We start from the raw sequence: 24172 nt of genomic DNA on the forward strand, positions 1-24172 counted from the left end.
AAATTATTTTGTACCGTAAATTACTTTTAACTGAACCCTGTTCGGATTTCCTGCTTGTGATCCTACGAAAACAGCTCTATTTGTATTATATGGTGTTGTAGTAAATTTATATCCTGCTAAACTTGTTCCAGCAGAGTTAGTCTGGAAAGATCCCATATCAATTCTGAAATATAAAGTAGATGCATCTATTTTAGAATTAGGATCTAATGTGTTTTCAACAAAATCTTTAACAGACTTAGTAACTACAAAATCATAATATGCCTGATTTTTAGTCAAATCATAAGCTTTATAGATGGTATATCCTGCAAGTCCTGATAAACTTAACAGATCACTAGTAAAGTTAGTAACGGTTACTGGATTACCAGTCGTAGAATTAATAACTACAGGATCATTCTTATATTTTTGAAGGAAAGTAAATTCTGTGGGCTTGGCATAATTGTTATTCCAACTCGTATCATCTGTATATATTCTAACTTTAGCACTAATAATTGCCGCCTTATCGTTTTGATATAATTGCTTAAGCTGATTAATAGTTGCATCTGGAATTTTAATACCTATTGATGGACCTCCCATGCCTTGAAGATAAAGTTTTGGAGCTCCGTTGTTTTGATTTCCAATTGTGGCAGTTGACCATGCAGAACCCGTTCTTTTATATTGATATTGTCCAATATGTGTATTAGCAGATCCTAAAGCGAATGAATATGTTGTCTGTGGCCTCGTTGTAGTACCATTTTCAGTTTTATCATACTTATAATACATAACCAGCTCCATATCATTGGGCGAAATCTGGAATAAATATCCATCCTCCTCATCAACAGAAATTCTAAGTCCTTTAAAATATCTGATAAAATTTGAAGCATCCTGAAGTTCAGGCTGATCTTTCTTTGCTATGATTTTACTCTGGAAAAAAGTTTTATCCAAAGGAATTCTGATTCCAGGAGTTGAAGCTGTAAATAAAGCAGCTCCGCCATCGTCTTTGGTGATAGCAACAGAACTTACATACCCTTTAAATTGCTTGGATCCTAGATCTGCACCTAAGTCAAATATCTGGTTTGATTTTGCACTGTCGGAAACTCCTTTTAGAAAAGTGTTTACTTCATGAACTCTTAAGTTGAATGTTCTTTTCGCTTTACCAAATTTTAAAACAGGATATGTATTTACTACTTTTTTAGCATTAACACTTCCGTCAGCAGCTGTTGTATAAGTATAATTATCATCCACTGTATTAGTAGTAACACTATCTGTGGCATATCTGGGTTTCATAACTAAAACTACAGAATCTACAACTGCATTTGTTCCAAAATCCGGATCATAGGTTGATAATCTAAGCTGTGTTAAATAAGAAGCTTTCTGCATACCAAACTGTCCTTCATTGAAAGCACCTAATACACCATAAGTTAATTTTGAAGCATCGCTTCGGATACTATCATTATTATTTATATTAAATGCAGTAACATCAAAAGATTTTTCATTTCCCTGTGCAGCACCATCCAAGAATAGCTGCTCTCCAAGAGTATCTGCATCCGGCTCACAGTTATAGAGTAATGCACTTCCCAAAACCACCAGAGAAAAAACGGTGATTGCTTTTTTAATAGTATGAATCATTAAAAATGTGTTTTTTAATAAAGTTGATTTATAGAATCTACGTCAAGATATTCCGATTTCGGAGTAGAAGTTTCGTTAAAAGCCTTATCTAAGTCTTCATCCAAAAATTCATCTCCTTTTACGACTAAATCAACATAGCTCATGCTTTCGATAACAAAAGATTTTACACCGGGATTATCTAACGCTTTTAATCCTGAAATATTATCAAACTTCAGTTTTTCGTCGATGTTGGAAGCTAAAGCTGCATCTTTTTCATTGTATAATGAAAGAACAATTTTGGCGTCCTTAAAATAAGTATCTGTTTCGTAGTATGTTTTAAGATAAATCGGAACAAAAGAAGCCATCCATCCATTTAAATGAATAATATCCGGAACCCAATTCAGTTTCTTAATGGTTTCAATTACTCCTCTGGCAAAAAATATTGCTCTCTCATCATTATCCTCGAAAGGCTGTCCTTCATCATCAAAATAATATTGTTTTCTTTTGAAATACTCTTCATTGTCGATAAAGTAAACCTGAAGTCTTTCTCCCGGAAGTGACGCTACTTTAATAATAAGAGGCTGATCCAGATCATTAATAATAATATTCATTCCCGAAAGGCGTATCACCTCATGAAGCTGGAATTTTCTTTCACTTATTTGTCCAAATCTTGGCATAAAAACTCTTACATCATTGCCTTCTTGGTGCATCTTAAGTGCCATTTTGTTTACCACTGCAGCCATATTTGTATCTTCCTGATATGGATACATCTCTGTAGTAATGTACAGTATTTTTTGATTCGGCATAAACTTCTATCTAATTTTTGTAAAAATGCTTTAATGTGCAAAATTACGAAAAAACATTCATTATTATTTTAATTAACATTTTTTTACGATAATTCCCTTCTGAAATTATTAAAACCTTGCCTTCATTTATCATAATTATATGATATTTTTAGTATTTTTGAATTACTATTAAAATAAACTATGGAAGTTCTAAAAAGTAAAAAAGTTCTTCAGGATTTCATTGAAAGACAGAAAGAAATGGGCAAAAAGATAGGTTTTGCACCTACCATGGGAGCCCTTCATAACGGACATTTATCACTATATAAAACCGCAAGAGAAGAAAATGATCTTGTGGTATCATCAATTTTTGTTAATCCTACTCAATTTAATAATCCTGAGGATCTTGAAAAGTATCCGAGAGACATCAACAGAGATATTTCCATTCTGGAAAAGTCCGGATTGGTAGATGCTGTTTACATTCCTGAAGTTACAGATATTTATCCTGAAAAAACAGAAAGCAGACATTATGATTTTGACGGGCTGGAAAATGAAATGGAAGGAAAATCGCGACCTGGACATTTTGACGGTGTTGGTACTGTTGTAGAAGAACTTTTCAGACAGGTAAAACCTGATAATGCTTATTTTGGGGAAAAGGACTTCCAACAGCTGGCAATTATCAAAAAAATGGTTGAAAAGAAAAAACTTTTAATCAATATTAAAGGAGTTCCGATTTACCGAGCTGAAAACGGACTTGCCTTAAGTTCCCGAAACCAAAGACTTCACGAAGACCGAAGAGAAGCCTCTGCTGTTATTTACGAGACCCTAAAAAAAGTAAACGACTGGTTCAAAGTAATAACAGTTCCCGAAATTAAAAACAGAGTACAGGATATCTTTGATCAGCAAAGAGGGATGCAGTTAGAATACTTTCTGATTGCTGATGAAAAAACACTTAAAGAAACTGATTTCTTTTACAAAGACAGAAAATTCCGTGCATTTATTGTCGTTGTTGTGGATGGAGTACGATTAATCGACAATATGCACCTGGACTAAATTTGATAAAATTAAATTAAAAATAACAAGCGCTATCCTTTTAATAACGCTTGTTATTTTTTTATCCGCAACATACAAAATCACATAAAGATAAAGTATATAAAAAATCAAAGGCTTCTTACGAAGCCTTTGAAACACCAAATCACAAAATATTAATATGAAAAAAATTTACTTTTCAGTAAACTTGTGACTCGGCTGGGATTCGAACCCAGGACCCATACATTAAAAGTGTATTGCTCTACCAGCTGAGCTACCGAGTCGTCACTTAGTTTGAATTTACTTTAAAAAAGTAACATTCTGTTTAAGAGCTGCAAAGATACAAATTATTTCGTTCCTGCAAAATTTATTTTTCAAAATCAAAGGCTTCTTGAGAAAGCCCTTGAAACACCAAATCACAAAATATTAATATGAAAAAAATTTACTTTTCAGTAAACTTGTGACCTGGCTGGGATTCGAACCCAGGACCCATACATTAAAAGTGTATTGCTCTACCAGCTGAGCTACCAGGTCGGCCACAATCAATAGTATTGTAAAATAAATTAAGCTATACTATTAATTATTCAAATTTTCTGCATTGTGCCTGCGACTGGACTCGAACCAGCACATCCTTAGGAAACCACCCCCTCAAGATGGCGTGTCTACCAATTTCACCACGCAGGCAATAAAAATCACAAAATCCAGTAATTTTTTTGCTTGTGACTCGGCTGGGATTCGAACCCAGGACCCATACATTAAAAGTGTATTGCTCTACCAGCTGAGCTACCGAGTCGGCCACTTTATCAACGATTAACACTGTGATAATGTCCCTCGTTTTTAGTGGTGCAAAGATATGAGTTTTTTCTTTATCTCAAAACTTTTTTGCAAATTTGTTTAAAAAAAATTCATGATAATTTCACTGGTCGGATACATGGGAAGTGGCAAATCTCACGTTTCCAAAATATTAAGCGAAAAACTCAATTTTAAATTAATTGATCTAGATAAAGAAATTTCCAAAAGGAATAAAATGACAATCCCCGAAATCTTCGATAAAAAGGGAGAAATCTATTTTAGAAAGCTGGAAAGAGAAACACTGGAAGAAATTCTTGCCTCTGAAAAAAATGTTATTTTAAGTCTGGGGGGAGGAACTCCTGTCTACTATAACAATATGGAAATCATCAACCATAATTCAAAAAGTGTTTTTTTGAGAGCTTCTGTCGCTACTTTAGCAGAAAGACTTTCTAAACAGAAAGAAAAAAGGCCTTTAATAGCCAATATCGCAGATAAAAATCTTGCTGAATTTATAGCAAAGCATCTGTTTGAAAGAAATGACTTCTACAATAAAGCACAAATTAGTGTAATTACAGACAACAGAACTCCGGAAGATATCGCCAGTGAAATAACAGAAAAGCTCTATCTCTAGAGCTTTTTTTTAATCTTCGTTTTCAGATTCGTCACCATTTTCGCCAAAGAAATCATCCCAGTCTGTAAAATCTGAGGCAATATCGTTTTCCACATAATCATCCATATCTCTGCGGTCTTTCTTTGTAGGTCTTCCCTCTCCTTTATTTCGGTAATAATCCTGAGACATCTTACGCATTTTCAATAATTCATATTGTTCCTTATCGGTTACATCTTTTATGTGAAGAGGAACAAGCTTTGCTCCGATCCTGCTTTTCGGAATCTGGATTACTTTAATCTGATAGTCAATCTGATTTTTACGGATCTTTATTACATCTCCTTCCTTCACCTCTTTAGAAGACTTTACAACCGACGCACCGATAGACACTCTGTTCTTTTTAATCTCCTCAGTAGCAATGGTTCTAGTCTTATAAAAACGAATGCTCCATAAAAATTTATCTATTCTCATAATTTTTTATACTTTTGTCGTTATATTATTTGTAAAGTAATTAAAGTTTTTTGAAAAATGAAAAAAATATTTTTATATATCCTTGCTGGATCTCTGTGTTTCACGGCATGTAAAAAGGATGATGAAGTTGAAACATTTGTAGAGCCGGACGATATTGCGGTAAGAAATTCATACGACGATCAGGCGATCCAAAAGTTCATGAATGACAATTATCTTGATTCACAGGGGAATATAAAAGCATTCAGCTCAACAGATACTTCTGATGATAATGAGAAAAAATTATCAGAACTAAGTCCTCAGAAACTTTCTTCCGGGGTTATATATATTGTAAGAAACGGAGCGCAGCCAACTTCAGGAGTAACTCTTGAAACGAATCCTGAAGCAACAAATGCCACTCAGATCAGAACGATGATGAGAGCAAACTACTATCTTGCAACAAATACAGACGGTAATGTAGCATTTACAACATCAGGAGTTTTAGCCAACACAATCAATGGAAGCGGCTCTCCTTTAACAGACCCGCTGTTTTATTATGTGAAGAAAAAAACAATGACGGATGCAACAACTGATGCTGCCAAACTAAGAAGCTATTACGAAATAGAAGGCCTTCAGGAAGGATTGAAATATTTTAAGGGATACGCAAATTTATCAGACGGAGATGCATACAATTTACAGGGGGTAATTATCGTTCCTTCAAGAGCTGCTTTTGGTAGAGATGCACATTATAATTATACAGGCTATTCTCTTAAAAATAATTGTTTTGTATTCAACTTCCAGATTTACAAAGCCAATCCAAGACCGGTTTCAGAACAATAAAAATTAAAGCGCTTCCCATTGAGAAGCGCTTTAATTTTTATTGGAATCTATGATTTTGCTTTCTGCTTCACATTTCCTAAAATATCCGGAAAATAGAGATCTGCCAGATGATCAAACTCATCGCCTCTCATAAACATTGTGGCATCCACTTCTTCATACGAACTTCTTCCTGCCGCCGCAATCAGCTCATTACATGTGTGAAGCGTATTTTTATGAAAATGGTACACCCTTTCCGCCTTATCCGTAACATCCAGACCTTTAATCAACATTTTATCCTGTGTGGCAACACCTGTCGGACAATTGTTGTTATTGCATCTCAAAGCCTGAATACAGCCTAAAGAGAACATAAATCCTCTCGCATTATTACACATATCTGCACCCATCGCGATGGCTCTTAAAATGTCAAGACTTGTAAGAACTTTTCCACTTGCAATAACCCTTAATTTACTTCTTAAATTATAATTATTCAGCGTTCTGTTAACAAAAATCAAGGCAGGTTCCAGAGGCATCCCTACTCCATCGGAAAACTCCGGTGGTGCGGCTCCTGTTCCTCCTTCCGCTCCGTCAATGGTTATAAAATCAGGATAAATTTTCAGAACATTCATCTGAACACAGATATCTTCAAATTCTTTGGTGTCTCCGATACACAATTTAAAACCAACAGGTTTTCCTCCCGAAAGATCTCTTAACTGCTGTACAAACCTCAACAAGCCTGCCGCATCGGAAAAAGAGGTATGAGAAGGCGGTGAAATAATCGTTAATCCAGGCGTTACGTGACGGATTTTTGCAATTTCCGGGGTATTTTTTACAGCCGGTAAAACTCCGCCATGACCTGGTTTTGCCCCTTGAGACAATTTAATTTCGATCATCTTTACATTGGGTAAAGTGGAATATTTTTTAAACAATTCCGGATTGAATTTACCTTCTTCATCACGACAGCCGAAATATCCGGTTCCGATCTGCCAACAAAGATCGCCGCCTTCCAGATGATGCGGAGAAATCCCTCCTTCTCCCGTATTGTGGTAAAAATTTCCTTTTTTTGCTCCTCTGTTTAAAGAAATCTGAGCGCGGTCGCTTAATGCCCCGAAACTCATTGCCGAAATATTAAATAACGAAGCATGATAAGGCTGAGAACACTGCTCTCCTCCTACCCAGACTCTCGGAAGCTCTTCCATCGGAGATTTTGCATAAATGGAATGCTTAATTCCTTCATATTTTCTGTGGTTAACTTCCAGTTGTGTTCCGAAGGGCACCGTATCACTCAAATTTTTTGCCCTTCTGTACACCGCAGAACGCTGATTTCTCGGAAAAGGTTTTCCATCGGTTTCTCTTTCAATGAAATATTGCTGCATTTCCGGTGAAATACTCTCAAAGAAGTACCTGAAATAGCCCAAAACAGGAAAATTTCTTAGAATAGCATGTTTAGATTGGGTAATGTTATAGATTCCGATTGCATACACAATGGTTAACAAAACAGGAATCCACCAATCTGCCCTTATTAAAAAAGCAACCGACCACGCAACGACGAGAATAATAGCTCCCCAAAGCAAAAATTTGTCTCTCATATCATTTTGAATTTTACCAAAGTTAAAAAATTTAAATTGATATGAACGGCTTGAGAAACATCAAAAACACTAATGAAAGAAGTTATTTTTGGTTTAAATGTGATGATTTCAGGTTTCGATTTCATTAAAACAAAAAAAGACATCACTATGATAGCAATGTCTGAATTATTTTAAATGAATTGTTTAAAAGAATATTAAATTTTCTCGAGAAAACTCTCAAAAGAATTCATCACAGAAACGGTTCCGTCCGCTTCTATTTTTTCAAGCTTTAAGAATTCAATCTGATTGACTGAAGACTGATCGAAATTCTTCTGTACTCTCACATAATTCTCTGTGAAGCCAAACATTTTCCCGTCTTTATTTTCGTGTTCCCAAAGTACAGGAAGTGTTTTTCCAAGCTGGTTCTGGTAAAATGCCATTTTTTTCTTTTCAGATAAAATTCTAAGCATTTTATTGCGTCTTTTTCTTTCGGGAATCGGAACTACGCCTTCCATTTCTGCCGCTTCCGTATTTTCCCTTTCAGAATAGGTAAAAACGTGCAGATAAGTTATCGGAAGCTCGTTCAGGAAGTTATATGTTTCCATGAACAGCTCTTCTGTTTCTCCGGGAAAACCGACAATTACATCCACACCAATCGCTGCGTCCGGCATTACTTCACGGATCTTATTAACTCTGTCGATATATAGTTTCGTTAAATAACGGCGTTTCATTTTTTTCAGCAGTTCATCACTTCCCGATTGTAAAGGAATATGAAAATGCGGAACAAAACTTTTGCTTTTCGAAACCAGTTCTATGCTTTCATCTTTCAACAGATTCGGCTCGATGGAAGAAATACGGATTCTTTCGATGCCTTCAACCTGATCAAGCTCAGAAATTAAATCTAAAAAAGTATGTTCGTGTCTTTTGTTTCCAAATTCACCTTTTCCGTAATCTCCGATGTTTACGCCTGTAAGAACGATTTCCTTGATGTCTCTTTCAGCAATTTCTTTGGCATTTTTCAATACATTTTCGATGGTGTCGGAACGGGAAATCCCTCTTGCCAAAGGAATCGTACAGTAGGTACATTTGTAATCGCAACCGTCCTGAACCTTCAGAAAAGCTCTGGTTCTGTCTCCGATGGAGTAACTTCCAATAAAAAAATCTGTTTCTTCAATTTCGCATGAATGAACGATCCCTTCGTTTTCAGATTTCTCCAGATCATCAAGATAGCTCAGAATATTGAATTTTTCTTTGGCTCCTAAAACCAAATCTACCCCTTCAATCTGTGAAATTTCCTCCGGTTTCAACTGTGCATAACATCCCACGATTACAACCAAACCATCCGGATTGGCTTTCATGGCTCTTTTTACGTGAAGTTTGCATTCGCGGTCGGCATTTTCAGTTACCGAACAGGTATTGATAACATACACATTCGCATTTTCATCAAAACTTACCTTTTCGTAACCTGCTTCTGTTAATTGGCGGGCAATGGTAGATGTTTCCGCAAAATTTAATTTGCAGCCAAGAGTATGAAATGCGGCAGTTCTTTGAAATTGAGACATTTATTGATTCTGAATTTTGTGGGTGCAAAGATAATCATTTTAAGATGAATTCTGAATTGATTCAGTCTATTGATTAAATTCATCCCTTATTTCCGGACTGGTCTGGTAACAAACCGGAGATGAATTTTGAATTTCAGGTTCATCAATTTGCTGCAAATCTCTGATACATTGTTCTCTGATATTCCACAATTCATCTAAACTGTAAGTGATGCGATCTTCGTTCAGCCATTTTCCAAGAAAATCTTTGTGAAATGAAATTTTCTGAGCCCCAATTTCGTTGAATTCTATTTCCTTTTCAATCAGCAGTTTATCTTTAAATTGATGATAATGTGAACTGCGGTTCGTAAAATCGTAATATTCGTCATCAATTTTGAGATAATTATGCGCTTCCGGAATGTATTTCAAATTAAATTTTTGCAAAGTACCGCTAATCTTCGGAGTGTATTCTGCATCCATTTTAAAAATTCCAACAATGAGTTTTACATCGCTGTGATGGTTTTCCAGAGCAAGTTTTCTCAGGGCGGCGTGTTTTGTACTGCAGGTTCCGCCAAAATCATCAAAAATACATTCGGTTCTGCTTTTATCATTATTCCTTTTGTAAGGGAGCATTGAAACATATTGGCAGGCAGAATGAAAATCTGTGATGTTTCTATTTAAAAATTCATCAGAAACAATTCCTTTATTTTGAATGGTAAAGTTCTTCATTACTGCTGTCTGAATTTATTACTCATTTCAGAATTAAATTCCTGCGATTTATTTCGCGGAATAGAAAGACTTTTCCAGTCTTCATTCTTCATCATTTTTGCGATATAAACAATCTGCCCGATATGATAAGGATAATGCGCCAACTGACGGAAAACAGCATCCATAAATGTATGTGCTTCATTTCTTATGTAAATTACAGAATGTATATTTTCATCATTCATCTGGTTCAGAGCGTTAAAAAAGCATTTCCAGCCTTGTTCCCAATATTCCAGAACCTCAGCTTTCGTTTTAAAAGTGTCAACAAATTCTTCATCCCTGTTCCGCCATGATTTTTCGCCGTCTTCGGTTAAAAAATTAGTCCATCTGGATAACATATTTCCGGCGATATGCTTAACAATAATCGCTATAGAATTGCTTTCTTCATTAAACTGCCAGAAAATCTGTTCATCCGAAAGCTGCCCGAAAGATTGGTCACCGAGCATTTTATAGTATTCAAAACGTTTTATCAATAACTCTTTCATGATGTAAATTTGAATATCTAAGATAGGGATTTTATAAAACAAAAACCGTTACACAGGCAACGGTTTTTTATTGAGTTCTGAAAATTATTCTCTGTTTTTCACCATTACCCAACCGGAATACTTGAATAAGGTGTTCTTCTTATCATTTTCGTTCCAAGAAACCGAATACCAGTAAGTTCCTGTTGGGACTTTTTTACCTCCGATGGTTCCGTCCCATGTATAATTTCTTAGTTTATCCGCTTTGAAAACGAGTGTTCCGTATCTGTCGAAAACACTCAGCACTAAATTCTGTTTGTATCCTAAAGCTGAATAATCAATCACATCATTCACTCCGTCTCCGTTCGGTGTAATTACATTCACCAAATTAGGAACAACAACTGTAATATCAATCGGTTCGCAATTGTAGGCATCTTTTACAAAAATTCTGCTGTCTCCTCTCGGAACATTGGTAAATACATTGGAATCCTGCCATTTAATCCCGTCAAGAGAATATTTGTATGGAGCGGTTCCTCCTGAAACATTTACTGTTATGGTATTATTGGTAATATCAACCGTAGAAATCACAGGCTGCTCAGAAGCATAAACTTTTACAATCTGTTTGGTAATACAGTTACCGCTTTTTAATTTCACCCAATACGTTCCCACTCCTACATTACTGATTGTCTGTGTAGTGGCTCCTGTACTCCATTCATAACCTGTAAATCCGGAACCTGCATCTAATGTCGTTTTATCTTCCATACAGATGATTTTGTCTTTCAGAATGGCGGAATATACCGGCTGAATAACCACCAGATTTACTTTTGCAATTGCAAAACAGTTATTGGAGTTGAATACTTTGACGTAAATGACACCGTTGGGAGCAATATAGTTTGAAAATCCTACGATTTCGTTCGTACCGTTTTGTGCATCTGCTAAAGAAGGATAATATTTTTTAGTCGTTCCGCTTTGCGTGGTTACTGCAGCAAGGGAAAGATCAAAGAGTCCCGTAGAAGGATCAGCTTCAATAAAGCAGGTTCTTAAAGTAGCTTCTGTAACGACGACAACCGGATAAAACTTCAGAATAATCTGCGCAATTGCCACACAACCATATTGAGAAGTAATTTTAACGTATACCATTCCTTCTGCCGAAACGAAATTAGTAGTATTTGTAATGGGATTTATTCCCGCATTAAGATCTGAAAGTGAATTATAATAAACCTTTACTGCGGTAGGATCTCCAAAAACAGCAGCGGAAGTTAAATCGTAAGTTCCGGTTCCGGCATTGTTGTTATTACAACTGTAGAGCGTAACATTGGTTCCTGAAATATTTCCGTATTTAAATTTAAAAGCTCCCACCTGTCTGCAGGAATTGATCGGGTTATTAGGGTTTGCAGGATCCTGATAATGAATACTGTAATAATATGTAGTAGTCGTATTAATGGTAATAGGCGACAAAATAGGATTTGCTCCGGAAAGAGCGTCATTTTGTGAAGTGTGATAACTGATCTGGAAATTACTGTTTCCATTTAAAATCCCGGAAGATAAAGTACTAAAATCAAAGACCATAGGATTTTCGCAGACAATAATTTCTCTTGGACTGGCAGGATTGGCAGCGGGAGCTCCCGGCGGAATAAAAGGATGAGTCTGAATGCCCGGATCCGTAAACGGTGAAGCCAATGTTGCGGTTCCTCCCCACGTTAGAGAAAAAGGAGCCATTGTAGGATTAAGAACATCTACCCAATTGTCTATATACAGATAATAGGTCTGTCCCGGTAAAACATCCATGTATTTACAGTACGGCGTTAATGATCCTCCTGCAGCACTTAAAATCGTACTCGTCATATTCATCCCTGTGGAAGCTCCTACTCCGATAACGGTTGCTGCATTACAGCGAATCGGAGAACCAAGACTTGCACAGTTGGCATTCGGTCCGTAGATCGCCCAGTCGTAATCTGCATTAGGATCTGTAGGAATGAGATCGAAAGTAAGCGTTCCGCCTGTTGCAATGGTAAATTTATACCAGATTGAATTATGCTCACCGGAAGATAAACATCCTCCTAAATTTTCGTTAACATTCCCGATTCCCATGGGAGAATACGTAATATTCGAATTTCCGCATACCGCAAGAGCGGATGAACAGTCTGCCTGAGCGAAAAAAATAGATGAAATAAAAAGTAAGAAAAGAAGTAGAATTTTTTTCATATCATGCTGATTTGGTTATTAATTGAAATGCAATTTGTTGTCTATCAAATATAAACAATTCTAATTAAAAACAAAAGCTTCAACGAAAATAATTCAACAAAAACCAAATAACAATAAATATTTTTCAGCAATTACTTGATACTTGTAATATTTCCGCAAAGGTTTTCCAGATGAAAAATCTTATGAAACGGGCTGTTTACTTTTTGCAGATGTTCTTTATCCTGAATAAAAGTATAACGCGAAGCGATGGAATTCATATCCGAAACAATAACGAGCCAACATTCGTCAACCGAAGTATCGTAATAAGGAAATTTTTCGTTCTTTTTTTCAATAAGTTCTACAATTTTCTCGGAACATAATTCATCAAAAAGATTCATATTATACTCATGGGTAATAAAAACATTTCTTCGGTGGAAAGATTTCCGGATGCTTTTTACATTTCCTGCAGGCTTTCCTTTTTTGATGCTTTTATAAATATTTAAAATGATTTCCTGCTGATTTTCCGGAGAATCCAGTCTGATGTTTGAGTGAAATTCTAAAAAATAAACACCACGATATTTCGTAGTGTCTTCCTGTTCCAATAAAATTTCTGCCTGACGGAAAATCTTGTTCAGATTGCTTTCAACCTTCTTCATTTCAAGATGATTGATTACTTCGGTAAGTTCGATTCCGATTTTCTTATCATTAAATTTTGCAATAAAGTCGGGGCTTTCGCAGGTTAAATCTTCAAATTTAACTTCAGGGAAATGGTGCATAAAAGAATTGAGCAGTAAAATTTCCGCTTTCTTTTTATATTTTTCGCGGTCATGCAGCTGAGATTCGTCGATCTTACGATGATACTTCTCTATCGGCTTCTTTTTCAAGTGTCGGTTCAGATAATATAAGCTCAGATTTTTAATTAAATCCTCATCAGAAAATGCCTTTTTCATGTGCTTATTATTTTATTGTTATGGAACACATAAAACTTCCGGTTTCAGATCATGAAGTTTTGATTATCAAAAAATTACATATTAAAGGTAAATAAAAAACAGATTCAAAAAGTATTTTTAATGTTAATTTATAAAATAATTAATGTAGAGTTTATTTTCATAATTAATACCTTTGCCTCCTCACTTAATAAACTGTTACACATGGATTTTAAAAATTTTAAAATACCTTTTAGCGTAAATCCGCAGTACTCCAAGAAAGTTGCTTATTTTTCTATGGAATTTGCGATTGAGCAGGTGCTGAAAATATATTCGGGAGGATTAGGATTTTTGGCGGGTTCTCACATGAGAAGTGCTTACAATCTGAAACAGGATCTTATCGGAATCGGGATTCTCTGGAAGTTCGGGTATTACGATCAGGCAAGAAATCACGATCAGACGTTACAGCCTACATGGACGAAGAAAATGTACAGCTTTCTGGAAGATACCGGCATAAAATTTCAGATAGAAATTCACAGCGCTCCGGTTTGGGTAAAAGTATGGTATCTTGATCCTGAAATTTTCCACACGGCTCCTATGTTTTTCCTTTCAACAGATGTTCCTGAAAATGATCATATTTCTAAAACCATCTGTCATAAATTATATGATGCCAACGAATCTACGAAACTGGCACAATACATTCTTTTAGGAAAAGGAGGAGCAAAATTACTGGATGAAATTAACATTGAAAGAGATGTTTATCATTTAAATGAAGCCCACGGACTTCCTGCAGCTTTCCATCTGCTGAAAAAATACGGCGGAAACCTGAATAAAGTGAAAGAAAAGCTGGTTTTCACCACGCACACTCCTGAAGAAGCTGGAAATGAAAAGCACAATATGAGACTTTGTTATGATATGTCTTATTTTTCAGGCTTCAGCATGGAAGAGGTAAAAAATATCGAAGGTTCTGATGATGACCGTTTCAACCATTCTCTTTGCGCGCTGAAAATGGCAAGAATAGCCAACGGAGTTTCCCAGCTTCATGGGGTAGTTTCCAGAGCAATGTGGAGCAAATATCCGGGAATCTGTGAGATTACTTCGATTACCAATGCACAGGAATTCAAATATTGGGCAGACAAACCGCTTTACAACGCGAAGGATGAAAATGATGAAACGGTTTTCGATTACCGTAAGAAACATCTGAAGAAAAGATTATTTAAAATCGTAGCCGACCAGACCGGAAATTTATTCAATCCAAATGTTTTTACCATTGTCTGGGCGAGAAGATTTGCAGGGTATAAACGTGCCGATCTGCTTTTACATGACAAAGACCGATTCTACAAATTGCTGAATCATCCGAAATATCCGGTTCAGATCATTTGGGCAGGAAAACCTTATCCGATGGATTATTCTGCGATTTCTACCTTCAATTCTCTTGTAGAAGAAAGCAAAAATCATAAAAATATGGCGGTTCTTACAGGCTATGAACTGTCTTTGAGTAAATCTTTAAAGCAGGGTTCTGATCTTTGGCTGAATAACCCCAGAGTTCCGAGAGAAGCTTCAGGAACCTCCGGAATGACGGCTTCCATGAATGGTTCTGTAAATCTTTCCACAGATGACGGATGGATCCCTGAATTTGCAAAACACGGGGAAAATTCTTTTGTGGTTCCGAAAGCAGATTATGAAAACATGAGTATTTATGAACAGGATAATTATGATCTTAACAAATTGTATGAAATTCTGGAAAATGAAATTCTTCCTACGTATTATGACAAGCCGGATCAATGGAGAAAAATCCAGTATAATTCTATGAATGATGTTAAAGATCAGTTTAACAGCGATAGAATGGCGGATGAATATTACAGAATTATGTATAATGATTAAAGTTAATTGTTAATAAGCTTTTAAACCATTAAGGTCGATTTAAGAAGTTAAGCATTACTTAAGTTTTGATGACGCTACATTAAATCAGAAATGATTCATTTTAATCTGGCTTAACTTCTTAATCAATTTTAATGGTTCAAAATATGAAACAAACAGGCTTGGAAAAATTTTCCAAGCCTTGTTTATTTAGGTTAATCTTTTTTCTTTTTAGGGACTTTTAAGCCCTCCTGTTTCGCTTCAGAAATACCAATGGCAACTGCCTGTTTTCTGCTTGTCACTTTTTCTCCGGAAGAAGATTTCAGCTTTCCTTCCTTGAATTCGTGCATTACTTTTCCTACTTTGTCCTGAGCCTTATGTGAATATTTTGTCTTGCTCATATTATTTATTTTTAAGATTTGGATATAGAAACTCCGATTTCATAAACTCGGGCGTGCTTCAGATATTTAGAACGCTCTCTGGAAGTTACCGACTCAAAATGATCATTTTTAATCACTACAATCGGATCTTCTGTATTTTCGATTTCAAAATTGGCGATGTATCTTTCATCGGGTGGAGACTGCAATAGTTTTGTTTTAATTTTCTGCAGTTCATCGGCGTATTTTCTGAATCCGGGATCTGAAGAATGGATAAATTTATATTCATCTCCTGCGTCTACGAAATAGTGTAACTGCTTTTGCAGTAATCCTGCTTCATTACAGATTTCAGGATTATCATTTCCGTCTTTGAAACCCACTTCCACCAGTTCCCCTCCTTTTTTACGGGCACAATCTTCGGCATCTTTGTAACTTGAAAATCCGGTATATACTATTTTATCTTCCAGTTCGTATCGGTTCAGTTTTTGGTTAAAAGCATTCGTTTCCATAATTATATTTTAATTTGATTGTATCTTAATATATCCAATTTTACTGCCAAAATCAGAGATTTAAAAAGCTTTTTTTACCATTTTAAAAATTATTATATTTGAAATCTTTTAATATTAGAAATGAAAAAATTCTTACTAACGCTTACAGTTGCTGTAGCATTTCAAAGTTTATCCGCTCAGGAAATTACTTTAGATAAAATATATTCAGGATATTACCGCGGAAAAGGCATTGCCGGAATTACCTCCATGAAAAACGGTGAAAATTATCTGGTTATCGAACAGGGAGGAATTGCAAAATATTCTTACAAAACTTCCCAAAAAGAAGGAAACCTTGTGGATGGACAGTTCCAGAGCTATGAATTTTCTGATGACGAATCTAAAATCTTGTTACTGAAAGACAGTGAACCGATTTACAGACACTCGTTTTTAGGAAAATATGAAGTAAAAGATCTGAAATCTGGAAAGACAGTAAGTCTTAATGACGGAAAATTTGTTCAGGAGCCAAGATTTTCACCGGATGCTTCAAAAGTGGCTTTTATTGCAGATAATAATCTGTTTTATCAGGATCTGAACTCAGGAAAAATCACACAGATTACGCAGCACGGTGTTAAAAATAAAATTTTAAACGGACTTGCAGACTGGGTTTATGAAGAAGAATTCGGACACGCAAGACTGTACGAATGGACAAAAAACTCGGATGCGATTCTTTTCGTAAAATTAGATGAAACAGAAGTTCCGGAAATCTATATTCCGATTTACGGCAAGACGCTTTATCCAAGCGAAATGCGTTACAAATATCCAAAAGCAGGAGAAAAAAACTCTATTGCTTCAGCGCATATTTATCAGTTGAGTGACGGTAAAAAGACAACCGTTAATTTAGAAAGTTTCAAGCATTATTATATTCCGAATGTAATTCAGACAGCAAAACCGGACGAAATTGTCTTGATTACTTCAGACAGAATTCAGAATGCTTCTGATGTTTTAAAAGTCAATACAAAAACCGGAGCTGTACAGAAATTATTCACCGAAACAGATGAAAAATGGATCGATACAGACAGCCCGATTCTGGAATTTTTAGAGGACAATTCTTTCCTTTGGGGTTCCGAAAGAGACGGGAACCGCCATTTGTACTGGTATGACAAAGATGGTAAACTGAAAAAGCAGGTTACGAAAGGAAACTGGGAAGTAACAGATTATTACGGATTTAATCCTAAATCAAAGGAAATCTACATTCAGACCACAGAAAAAGGAAGCATCAACAAAGTAGTTTCCAAAGTAAATATCGAAAACGGAAAGTCTCAGTTGATTTCCAATGCGGAAGGAAATAATTCTGCCAATTTCAGCAAAAACTATAATTATTTCATCGAAACTTCTTCTACGGCTTCAAAACCTTATACTTATGTTTTAAAGGACGGAAACGGCAAAACGGTAAAAGAACTTCAGAATAATGAAGCTCAGCTACAGAAATTAAAAGCTGATAATTTCGTAGAAAAAGAATTTATTACGATTCCGAATGAAGCGGGAGATCAGATGAATGCGTGGATCATCAAGCCTAAAAACTTTGATAAAAACAAAAAATATCCGCTGTTCATGTTCCAGTATTCAGGTCCGGGTTCTCAGCAGGTTGCCAATTCATGGGATAACGGAAACGGAATATGGTTTGAAATGCTTGCTCAGAAAGGATATATCGTAGCTTGTGTCGACGGACGCGGAACAGGTTATAAAGGCGCTAAATTCAAGAAAGTAACGTACATGAATTTAGGGAAATATGAAATTGAAGATCAGATTGCGGCAGCAAAATGGTTCGGAAATCAATCATACATTGATAAATCCAGAATCGGAATGTTCGGATGGAGCTTCGGAGGGTATATGACGAGTCTGGCAATGACAAAAGGAGCCGATGTTTTCAAAATGGGAATTGCAGTGGCGCCGGTAACGAACTGGAGATATTATGATTCTGTTTACACGGAAAGATTCATGAGAACACCACAGGAAAATCCGGACGGATACGATAAAAACTCCCCGACTGAATATGCGAATTTGTTGAAAGGGAAATTCTTATTAATCCACGGAACTGCCGATGATAACGTACACTTCCAGAATTCCATGGAGTTTTCGGAAGCATTGATCCAAAACAAAAAACAGTTTGATTTTATGGCTTATCCGGATAAAAACCACGGAATTTATGGCGGACAGACAAGACCGCAATTGTATCAGAAAATGACTGATTTTATTTTGGAGAATTTATAATCCAATATTTTAGCATAAAAAAATCCGGATATAAAGTTTAGATCCGGATTTTTTATTTTCTGTATTCCCATTCCTCAGAATTTCTGGAAGTATGAAAGACAGAATATACTTCAATTAGATTTTTCTCTTCGCTGTAAGAATAATGAATTCCAAAAGGAAATTTTTTGAGAAAAACAATTCGGGTGTCACCATATTTAAGTTCAAAGGACAATGGATTTTCCTTTATTAAGTCGATTTTGTTCCGAAAATCAATAAGAAATCTGTTCCATAACTTTTTATTAATTTTCCTGTACCAATCGTTGATTTCTTTTAAATCCTGCTTTACAAAATGTCCGTAAATTAACCTAGTCGCCACTTTCGAGATTATTTAAATAATCATCCATTTCAGACTCAGAAACAAAACTTTGAGGATTTTCACGTAAATATTCTGCCCTTCTTCCTGTTTCTTCTTTTTGCCATTCAGGAATCTGATGAGACTTGCTTTTGAAATGTTTCTGCTTCAAAAAATCAATAAAATCATTCACCTCTTCATAAAAATTTTCAGGAAGTGTTCTGATGTTATCTTCTAAATCTTTTAACGTAATTTCCATTTTCTTCATCTTTATTTCCATCAAAGTTAATAAAATTCTATTATTATTTTTAAAATTCTATATTTGTGAAATTTGAAATTTGTAAACTATGAAGACTAAACATCCTAAAGGATTGCCTTTCCTCTTCTTTACGGAAATGTGGGAGCGTTTCGGGTACTATCTTATCCTCGGAATTTTTGTATTGTATGTTATTGAACCTACCGGAGCAAAAGGCGGTCTCGGACTTCCGGACAAAACTGCGGACGATATTTTCGGGACGTACATTGCTTTAACTTACTTAACTCCTTTTATCGGAGGATTTCTTGCGGACAGAGTGTTAGGATACATCAAATCCATTTATATCGGAGGTGTTTTGATGGCTGCAGGATATATCGGGATGGGTGTTTTTAAAGATCTTACTTTATTTTATTCTTCTTTAGCGTTAATTATCATCGGAAACGGTTTCTTTAAACCTACCATTTCTACTCTGCTTGGCAATTTATACTCCGAAGAACCCTATAAAGCTAATAAAGATTCCGGATACAATATTTTTTACATGGGAATCAATATCGGAGCGTTTATCTGCAACATTATTGCCGCTTTTATGCGAAACAAATTCGGCTGGGGTGAAGCCTTCATCACTGCCGGAGTCGGAATGTTGGTCGGATTAATTATTTTTACCATCGGAAGAAAACATTATATTCATGCCGCTCAGATGAAGCCTGTTCAGGAAGGAGATACCAAACTTTCTGAAATATTAATAAAAGTATTCTTACCGGCAATCATTGCAGGAGCAATCGGCTGGATCATTCCCGGAAATATTTTCGGAAGCGACAATACAGATGCCTTTATTTTTGCCTGTGTTCCTGTTATTTATTTCTATGCTTCCCTATACTTCAAAGCGAAGCCGGACGAAAAATCGTCTATCGGAGCCTTATTATCGGTTTTCCTGATCAGTATGTTCTTCTGGGCAGTTTTCAAACAGAACGGAACCGCTTTAACGAGATGGGCAAATTATTACACCGACAGAAGCGTACCTGCTTCCATGGAAAAACCTTTGGAAAGCATTTACATGGTAGACGGAAAAAGTTATGAAGACAAAGAAGTTCCTGTTTACGACAACCAGTTTCAGTCTCAGAAAGATAAAGACGGAAACACAATAAAAGTTCAGGGAAAAGATGTTTATTTTAAAAATATTTCTCCCGAACAGCGAGCAGAACTGGAGAAAAATCCTCAGGCGAAAACCTATCTTTACAATACAGAATTGTTTCAGTCCATCAATCCGTTTTGGGTAATCGCTTTAACGCCTGTTGTGGTTGGTTTCTGGGCATTATTGAGACGAAAAGGAAAAGAGCCGTTAACGCCAACAAAAATTGTTTTAGGACTTTTCATTTCAGGGTTATCTTGTCTGGTTATGGTTTTGGCAGTCTGGGCAGGAGATAACGGAGCCGTAAAAGTTTCGCCGTGGTGGCTGGTTGCAAGTTACGGAGTTATTACCGTGGGAGAATTATGTCTTTCACCGATGGGATTATCCTTCGTTTCCAAACTTTCTCCTGCAAGAATTACAGCGTTGATGATGGGCGGGTTTTTCCTTGCCAACTCAGTAGGAAACAAGCTTTCCGGAATTTTAGCCAGTACTTGGTACAATTATGACAATAAAATGAATTACTTTTTAGTGAATTTTGCTTTGTTGATATTCGCAACCCTTTTAGGCTTATCTATGCTGAAAAGATTAAACAGAATCATGAAAGAAAAAGGACATTAATCCCTGTTCACAATACAGAAAATCAAGCTGCGGAATTATTCTGCAGCTTTTTTATTTAAATATAAAATTAAAACCTTGCCGAAAACACAAAAAAAACTATATTTGTCAGTCTTAACAAAAATTAACAATAAAAATGGATAATACTGAAGCATTGAGTCCGAAGCCGGATGAATTTGTAGAGAACAAGAATTCCAGACATCCGAAAGGATTGTGGGTTCTTTTCGGAACAGAAATGTGGGAGCGTTTCAACTTTTATGGAATGAGAGCTTTATTAACGCTCTTCATGGTAAATTCCTTATTGATAAAAGAAGCTGATGCAGCAATCATCTACGGTGGATTTTTAGCTTTATGTTATCTTACTCCGCTTTTGGGAGGTTTCATCGCCGATAAATATATCGGTAACAGAAACGCCATCTTAATCGGTGGATCTTTAATGGCAGTTGGTCAGTTTTTGCTTTTCATCAGTGCTTCTACGTTTTCGGGAGGTCTGGATGCAGCAAAAACCATCATGTGGCTTGCTCTATTCATCATCATTTTCGGTAACGGATTCTTCAAACCGAATATTTCTTCGATGGTAGGAAGCCTTTATCCAAAGCGGGAAAAATCAAAACTGGACTCTGCTTTCACAATTTTCTACATGGGAATTAATATTGGAGCATTCTTAGGACAGTTTATCTGTCCGTACGTAGGAGACGTAAAAGATGCGACAACAGGTGTAAGAGATATTTTCGCCTTCAAATGGGGATTCCTTGCTGCTTCCATTGCAATGATAATCGGTACCATTACTTTCTTTATTCTTAAAAATAAATATGTTGTTACACCGGAAGGAAGACCTATCGGTGGATTACCTAAAAACAATACAAGTGCAGATTTTGAAGAAGGAGAAACACAGACTGCTAAATTCTCCGGATCGGCATTAGGAATTACAGGAGGATTATTCGTTATTCTTTTCTTTGCTTTCAGATATCTTTTGGTGGGAGAATTCGGATTTAAAGCCGTAGAAATGGGACAGCTGATTAAAGGAATTATTTATCCCTTCATTTATGCAGCAGGAATTTCTCTGGCATTCTTAATCATGAGTTCTGCTGAAAATAAAGTGGAAAGACAGAGAATTTGGGTAATATATATCGTATCGTTCTTTATTATTTTCTTCTGGGCAGCGTTTGAGCAGGCGGGATCTTCATTAACTTTTATCGCAGATAATCAGACCGACAGAAATATCTTAGGATGGAATATGCCTCCTTCGATGGTACAGATTTTCAACGGTATTTTCGTTGTGGTTTTAGCCGTTCCTTTCAGCTTAATCTGGGACAAATTAAGAGCAAAAGGAAAAGAGCCGGTTTCGCCGATGAAGCAGGCAATGGGACTTGCTCTGATCGCATTAAGTTACTTCATCATCGCACATAACGTAAAAGATTTAGGAAACTCAGGATTATTGGCTATCAAATGGTTAATGTTACTGTATTTTATTCAGACTTGTGGTGAACTTTGTTTATCTCCTATCGGATTATCATTGGTAGGTAAGCTGGCTCCAAAAAGATTTGCATCCTTATTATACGGAGTATTCTTTATTTCCAATGCTGCAGGTTATGCTTTAGCAGGTTCTTTGGGAGCATTGATTCCTGCAACGGGAGATAAATTCTCTAAGGCACAGGAAATGGGAATTAATCTTCAGGATGTTTTAGATAAAAAAGTAACATTAACTGCAGATCAGGCAGCGGCTTTTGAAAAAGCGCAATTGCCTTTAGCTAATCCTACTTTTGCAGGTTTTGAAATCCACAATTTATTTGAATTCTTCATGGTATTCGTTGTTCTTTGTGGTATTGCTGCTGTAATTTTAGCATTAATTTCACCTATTTTAAAGAAAATGATGCACGGTGTAAACTAAATTGCATCAAATAAAATACAAGAACCTCCGCTAAGTCGGAGGTTTTTTTTATTTTAGTAATTATCTGCATGACAGCAAATATAATTACAAATTCATATTAAAGAATTTAAGTGATTGTTCGTCAGCGGACAGAAATATAAACCTCTTCTATTAAAAGGTAAAAAAGCATTAATGATAATTGAAGTATGACAGAAATTTTTAAAAATAATATATCGCAGCACATTACTCTTTCTGAAGATGAATCAGCACAATTTTACAGCTTATTCCAAAAAAAGATCATTAAAAAAAAGCAGTTTTTATTAAGAGAAGGGGAAATATGTAAGTTTGAAGGTTTTGTAATAAAAGGGCTATTCAAGACCTATCATATTGATTCTGACGGAATAGAACAAATCCTGAACTTTGCCACAGAAGACTGGTGGATTACTGATATTGATAGTTTTACAAATGAACTACCGTCTCAACTGAACATAGAAGCACTGGAAGACAGTGAAGTTTTAATCATTTCTAAAAAAGACAAGGAGTTTGCTTACAAAAACCTGCCCAAAATCGAAAAGCTGTTTCGTGTAATGACACAAAAAACACACGTTGCCCTGCAAAGAAGAATGATTGATAACCTCAGCAAAACAGCAGATAAACGATATACTGATTTCATCGAGAAATACCCTCAGCTTTACCAAAGGTTAACCAATGTGCAAATCGCTGCATATTTAGGTATCAGTCATGAATTTGTGAGCAGAATAAGAAAAAAAATAGTTAACAAAAAATAATTCAGACTTCATTTATTGAACTTGTTCAATGTTTTGAAGCAATATGCTTACAGATATTTGTAACAGCCAATATGCTCAATTATAAGATAAAATTTAAACGATATTCATCCTCTTTATTATCCATAATGAAAACACAAATGCAAAATTTAAAAACCATTAAAATCAATACTGTTCAGCCTAAAATGGATAAACTGATCAGAAACAGCTTTGCCGCTACATTGAAAACAACGATATACGGATTTTTAGCGGCAGCCGTTGTATTGTCCTGCAACCGTAAAAACGAAAATCTCCCAGAAAAAAGAACATCAGCCAATTCTGAACTTCTCGGAAAAAAAGCCATTATTACATTTCCGGAAATGAGAGCAGAAGTAACTTACCACAAAGATTCAACGCTGCACTGGAAAACAACCGATAAAAACGGATTGATTAATGAAGGCGATGAAAAAATGGATTATAAGAAGCTGAGTGAAGATCTGCATTTCTTAAACTGGATAGAAAAAGACGGCTGGACAGTAAGTCAGGTAGTCAATACTAAAGATGGAACCGTAAAATCATTCTGGAGTTTTGCTGACGATTCAAGCCCGAGAGGAAAGAGAAAATCTTTATTTGTGGATGGAAAAATTGAGATGGTAAAGTAAGTACAACCTCAAAGCCTGCAACAAGACTGAAAATTTGTATAGATTAATAT

At 35.8% G+C, this 24172-nt stretch carries 22 protein-coding genes and 4 tRNA genes; 9 read left to right on the top strand and 17 right to left on the bottom strand.

Going from position 1 to position 24172, the window contains the following annotated elements; all coding sequences use genetic code 11:
* Nucleotides 1-3 precede the first annotated feature (3 nt).
* Together AC52CF_RS16230 and AC52CF_RS16235 are read right to left on the bottom strand one after the other, a co-directional pair.
* Nucleotides 4-1605 carry a DUF4270 domain-containing protein gene (locus tag AC52CF_RS16230; protein WP_214588693.1) on the bottom strand — a complete coding sequence of 534 codons (1602 nt, stop codon included), beginning with the start codon at nucleotides 1603-1605 and terminating at the stop codon, nucleotides 4-6.
* Nucleotides 1606-1619: 14 nt separating this feature from the next.
* Nucleotides 1620-2390 carry a glycogen/starch synthase gene (locus AC52CF_RS16235; RefSeq protein ID WP_214588692.1) on the bottom strand — a complete coding sequence of 257 codons (771 nt, stop codon included), beginning with the start codon at nucleotides 2388-2390 and terminating at the stop codon, nucleotides 1620-1622.
* Between the two features lie 180 nt (nucleotides 2391-2570).
* Between AC52CF_RS16235 and panC the strand changes: the two genes are divergently transcribed.
* Nucleotides 2571-3419 carry a pantoate--beta-alanine ligase gene (gene panC, locus AC52CF_RS16240; RefSeq protein ID WP_214588691.1) on the top strand — a complete coding sequence of 283 codons (849 nt, stop codon included), beginning with the start codon at nucleotides 2571-2573 and terminating at the stop codon, nucleotides 3417-3419.
* Between the two features lie 187 nt (nucleotides 3420-3606).
* On the opposite strand, the gene AC52CF_RS16245 is transcribed toward panC, so the two are convergent.
* The 4 genes from AC52CF_RS16245 to AC52CF_RS16260 form a co-directional block, all read right to left on the bottom strand.
* Nucleotides 3607-3679: transfer RNA gene (locus tag AC52CF_RS16245), tRNA-Lys, on the bottom strand.
* Nucleotides 3680-3856: 177 nt separating this feature from the next.
* Nucleotides 3857-3929, bottom strand: a tRNA-Lys gene (locus AC52CF_RS16250).
* A gap of 67 nt (nucleotides 3930-3996) precedes the next feature.
* A tRNA-Leu gene (locus AC52CF_RS16255) sits at nucleotides 3997-4079 on the bottom strand.
* 36 nt (nucleotides 4080-4115) lie between these two features.
* Nucleotides 4116-4188, bottom strand: a tRNA-Lys gene (locus tag AC52CF_RS16260).
* Between the two features lie 114 nt (nucleotides 4189-4302).
* On the opposite strand from AC52CF_RS16260, the gene AC52CF_RS16265 reads away from it, so the two are divergent.
* Nucleotides 4303-4818, top strand: coding sequence for a shikimate kinase (locus AC52CF_RS16265; protein WP_214588690.1), 516 nt, complete (start codon nucleotides 4303-4305; stop codon nucleotides 4816-4818).
* 9 nt (nucleotides 4819-4827) lie between these two features.
* On the opposite strand, the gene AC52CF_RS16270 is transcribed toward AC52CF_RS16265, so the two are convergent.
* A complete protein-coding gene (locus AC52CF_RS16270) occupies nucleotides 4828-5265 on the bottom strand; it encodes an RNA-binding S4 domain-containing protein (RefSeq protein WP_214588689.1) in 438 nt (145 codons plus the stop codon).
* Nucleotides 5266-5322: 57 nt separating this feature from the next.
* Between AC52CF_RS16270 and AC52CF_RS16275 the strand changes: the two genes are divergently transcribed.
* On the top strand, nucleotides 5323-6081 hold the full coding sequence (locus AC52CF_RS16275; RefSeq protein ID WP_214588688.1) for a hypothetical protein: 759 nt from the start codon (nucleotides 5323-5325) through the stop codon (nucleotides 6079-6081).
* Nucleotides 6082-6128: 47 nt separating this feature from the next.
* Here AC52CF_RS16275 and AC52CF_RS16280 read toward each other — a convergent pair whose 3' ends face one another.
* The 6 genes from AC52CF_RS16280 to AC52CF_RS16305 form a co-directional block, all read right to left on the bottom strand.
* Entirely contained in the window at nucleotides 6129-7646 is a 1518-nt protein-coding gene (locus tag AC52CF_RS16280) for an FMN-binding glutamate synthase family protein (RefSeq protein WP_214588687.1), read from the bottom strand.
* Between the two features lie 194 nt (nucleotides 7647-7840).
* Nucleotides 7841-9187 carry a tRNA (N(6)-L-threonylcarbamoyladenosine(37)-C(2))-methylthiotransferase MtaB gene (gene mtaB / locus AC52CF_RS16285; RefSeq protein WP_214588686.1) on the bottom strand — a complete coding sequence of 449 codons (1347 nt, stop codon included), beginning with the start codon at nucleotides 9185-9187 and terminating at the stop codon, nucleotides 7841-7843.
* A gap of 66 nt (nucleotides 9188-9253) precedes the next feature.
* The gene (locus AC52CF_RS16290) at nucleotides 9254-9892 is read right to left on the bottom strand and encodes a hypothetical protein (protein ID WP_290266482.1); all 639 of its coding nucleotides are present in this window, start codon (nucleotides 9890-9892) and stop codon (nucleotides 9254-9256) included.
* Complete coding sequence (locus tag AC52CF_RS16295) at nucleotides 9892-10413, bottom strand: DUF1572 family protein (RefSeq protein WP_214588684.1); 522 nt, start codon at nucleotides 10411-10413, stop codon at nucleotides 9892-9894. Before AC52CF_RS16295 ends, AC52CF_RS16290 begins: the two co-directional genes overlap by 1 nt.
* An 84-nt stretch (nucleotides 10414-10497) precedes the next feature.
* On the bottom strand, nucleotides 10498-12594 hold the full coding sequence (locus AC52CF_RS16300; RefSeq protein ID WP_214588683.1) for an FIDD domain-containing protein: 2097 nt from the start codon (nucleotides 12592-12594) through the stop codon (nucleotides 10498-10500).
* A gap of 131 nt (nucleotides 12595-12725) precedes the next feature.
* Nucleotides 12726-13523, bottom strand: coding sequence for a hypothetical protein (locus AC52CF_RS16305; protein WP_214588682.1), 798 nt, complete (start codon nucleotides 13521-13523; stop codon nucleotides 12726-12728).
* 201 nt (nucleotides 13524-13724) lie between these two features.
* On the opposite strand from AC52CF_RS16305, the gene glgP reads away from it, so the two are divergent.
* Nucleotides 13725-15383 (top strand): alpha-glucan family phosphorylase, encoded by a 1659-nt coding sequence (gene glgP, locus AC52CF_RS16310; protein ID WP_214588681.1) that lies wholly within the window; start codon nucleotides 13725-13727, stop codon nucleotides 15381-15383.
* Between the two features lie 191 nt (nucleotides 15384-15574).
* Here the strand turns inward: glgP and AC52CF_RS16315 are convergent, their stop codons facing one another.
* Together AC52CF_RS16315 and AC52CF_RS16320 are read right to left on the bottom strand one after the other, a co-directional pair.
* A complete protein-coding gene (locus AC52CF_RS16315) occupies nucleotides 15575-15760 on the bottom strand; it encodes a DUF6496 domain-containing protein (RefSeq protein WP_375181321.1) in 186 nt (61 codons plus the stop codon).
* Nucleotides 15761-15771: 11 nt separating this feature from the next.
* Entirely contained in the window at nucleotides 15772-16245 is a 474-nt protein-coding gene (locus tag AC52CF_RS16320) for a hypothetical protein (protein WP_496517388.1), read from the bottom strand.
* 120 nt (nucleotides 16246-16365) lie between these two features.
* Here AC52CF_RS16320 and AC52CF_RS16325 point away from each other — a divergent pair, with 120 nt between their 5' ends.
* Nucleotides 16366-18495 carry a S9 family peptidase gene (locus AC52CF_RS16325; protein WP_375181323.1) on the top strand — a complete coding sequence of 710 codons (2130 nt, stop codon included), beginning with the start codon at nucleotides 16366-16368 and terminating at the stop codon, nucleotides 18493-18495.
* A gap of 52 nt (nucleotides 18496-18547) precedes the next feature.
* Here AC52CF_RS16325 and AC52CF_RS16330 read toward each other — a convergent pair whose 3' ends face one another.
* Together AC52CF_RS16330 and AC52CF_RS16335 are read right to left on the bottom strand one after the other, a co-directional pair.
* Nucleotides 18548-18850, bottom strand: coding sequence for a type II toxin-antitoxin system RelE/ParE family toxin (locus AC52CF_RS16330; RefSeq protein ID WP_375181324.1), 303 nt, complete (start codon nucleotides 18848-18850; stop codon nucleotides 18548-18550).
* A complete protein-coding gene (locus tag AC52CF_RS16335; protein WP_214588676.1) occupies nucleotides 18840-19085 on the bottom strand; it encodes a DUF2281 domain-containing protein in 246 nt (81 codons plus the stop codon). The genes AC52CF_RS16330 and AC52CF_RS16335 overlap by 11 nt, the downstream gene beginning before the upstream one ends.
* Before the next feature lie 88 nt (nucleotides 19086-19173).
* On the opposite strand from AC52CF_RS16335, the gene AC52CF_RS16340 reads away from it, so the two are divergent.
* The 4 genes from AC52CF_RS16340 to AC52CF_RS16355 all read left to right on the top strand — a co-directional run bounded on the left by AC52CF_RS16340 (nucleotide 19174) and on the right by AC52CF_RS16355 (nucleotide 24122).
* The gene (locus AC52CF_RS16340; RefSeq protein WP_214588675.1) at nucleotides 19174-20829 is read left to right on the top strand and encodes a peptide MFS transporter; all 1656 of its coding nucleotides are present in this window, start codon (nucleotides 19174-19176) and stop codon (nucleotides 20827-20829) included.
* A gap of 133 nt (nucleotides 20830-20962) precedes the next feature.
* Nucleotides 20963-22717: a peptide MFS transporter gene (locus AC52CF_RS16345; protein ID WP_214588674.1), complete on the top strand. Its 1755-nt coding sequence runs from the start codon at nucleotides 20963-20965 to the stop codon at nucleotides 22715-22717.
* 185 nt (nucleotides 22718-22902) lie between these two features.
* Nucleotides 22903-23484, top strand: coding sequence for a Crp/Fnr family transcriptional regulator (locus AC52CF_RS16350; protein ID WP_214588673.1), 582 nt, complete (start codon nucleotides 22903-22905; stop codon nucleotides 23482-23484).
* 137 nt (nucleotides 23485-23621) lie between these two features.
* Nucleotides 23622-24122 carry a MoaF-related domain-containing protein gene (locus AC52CF_RS16355; RefSeq protein WP_214588672.1) on the top strand — a complete coding sequence of 167 codons (501 nt, stop codon included), beginning with the start codon at nucleotides 23622-23624 and terminating at the stop codon, nucleotides 24120-24122.
* The last annotated feature ends 50 nt before the right edge of the window (nucleotides 24123-24172 follow it).

Source organism: Chryseobacterium sp. 2P (assembly GCF_059579425.1).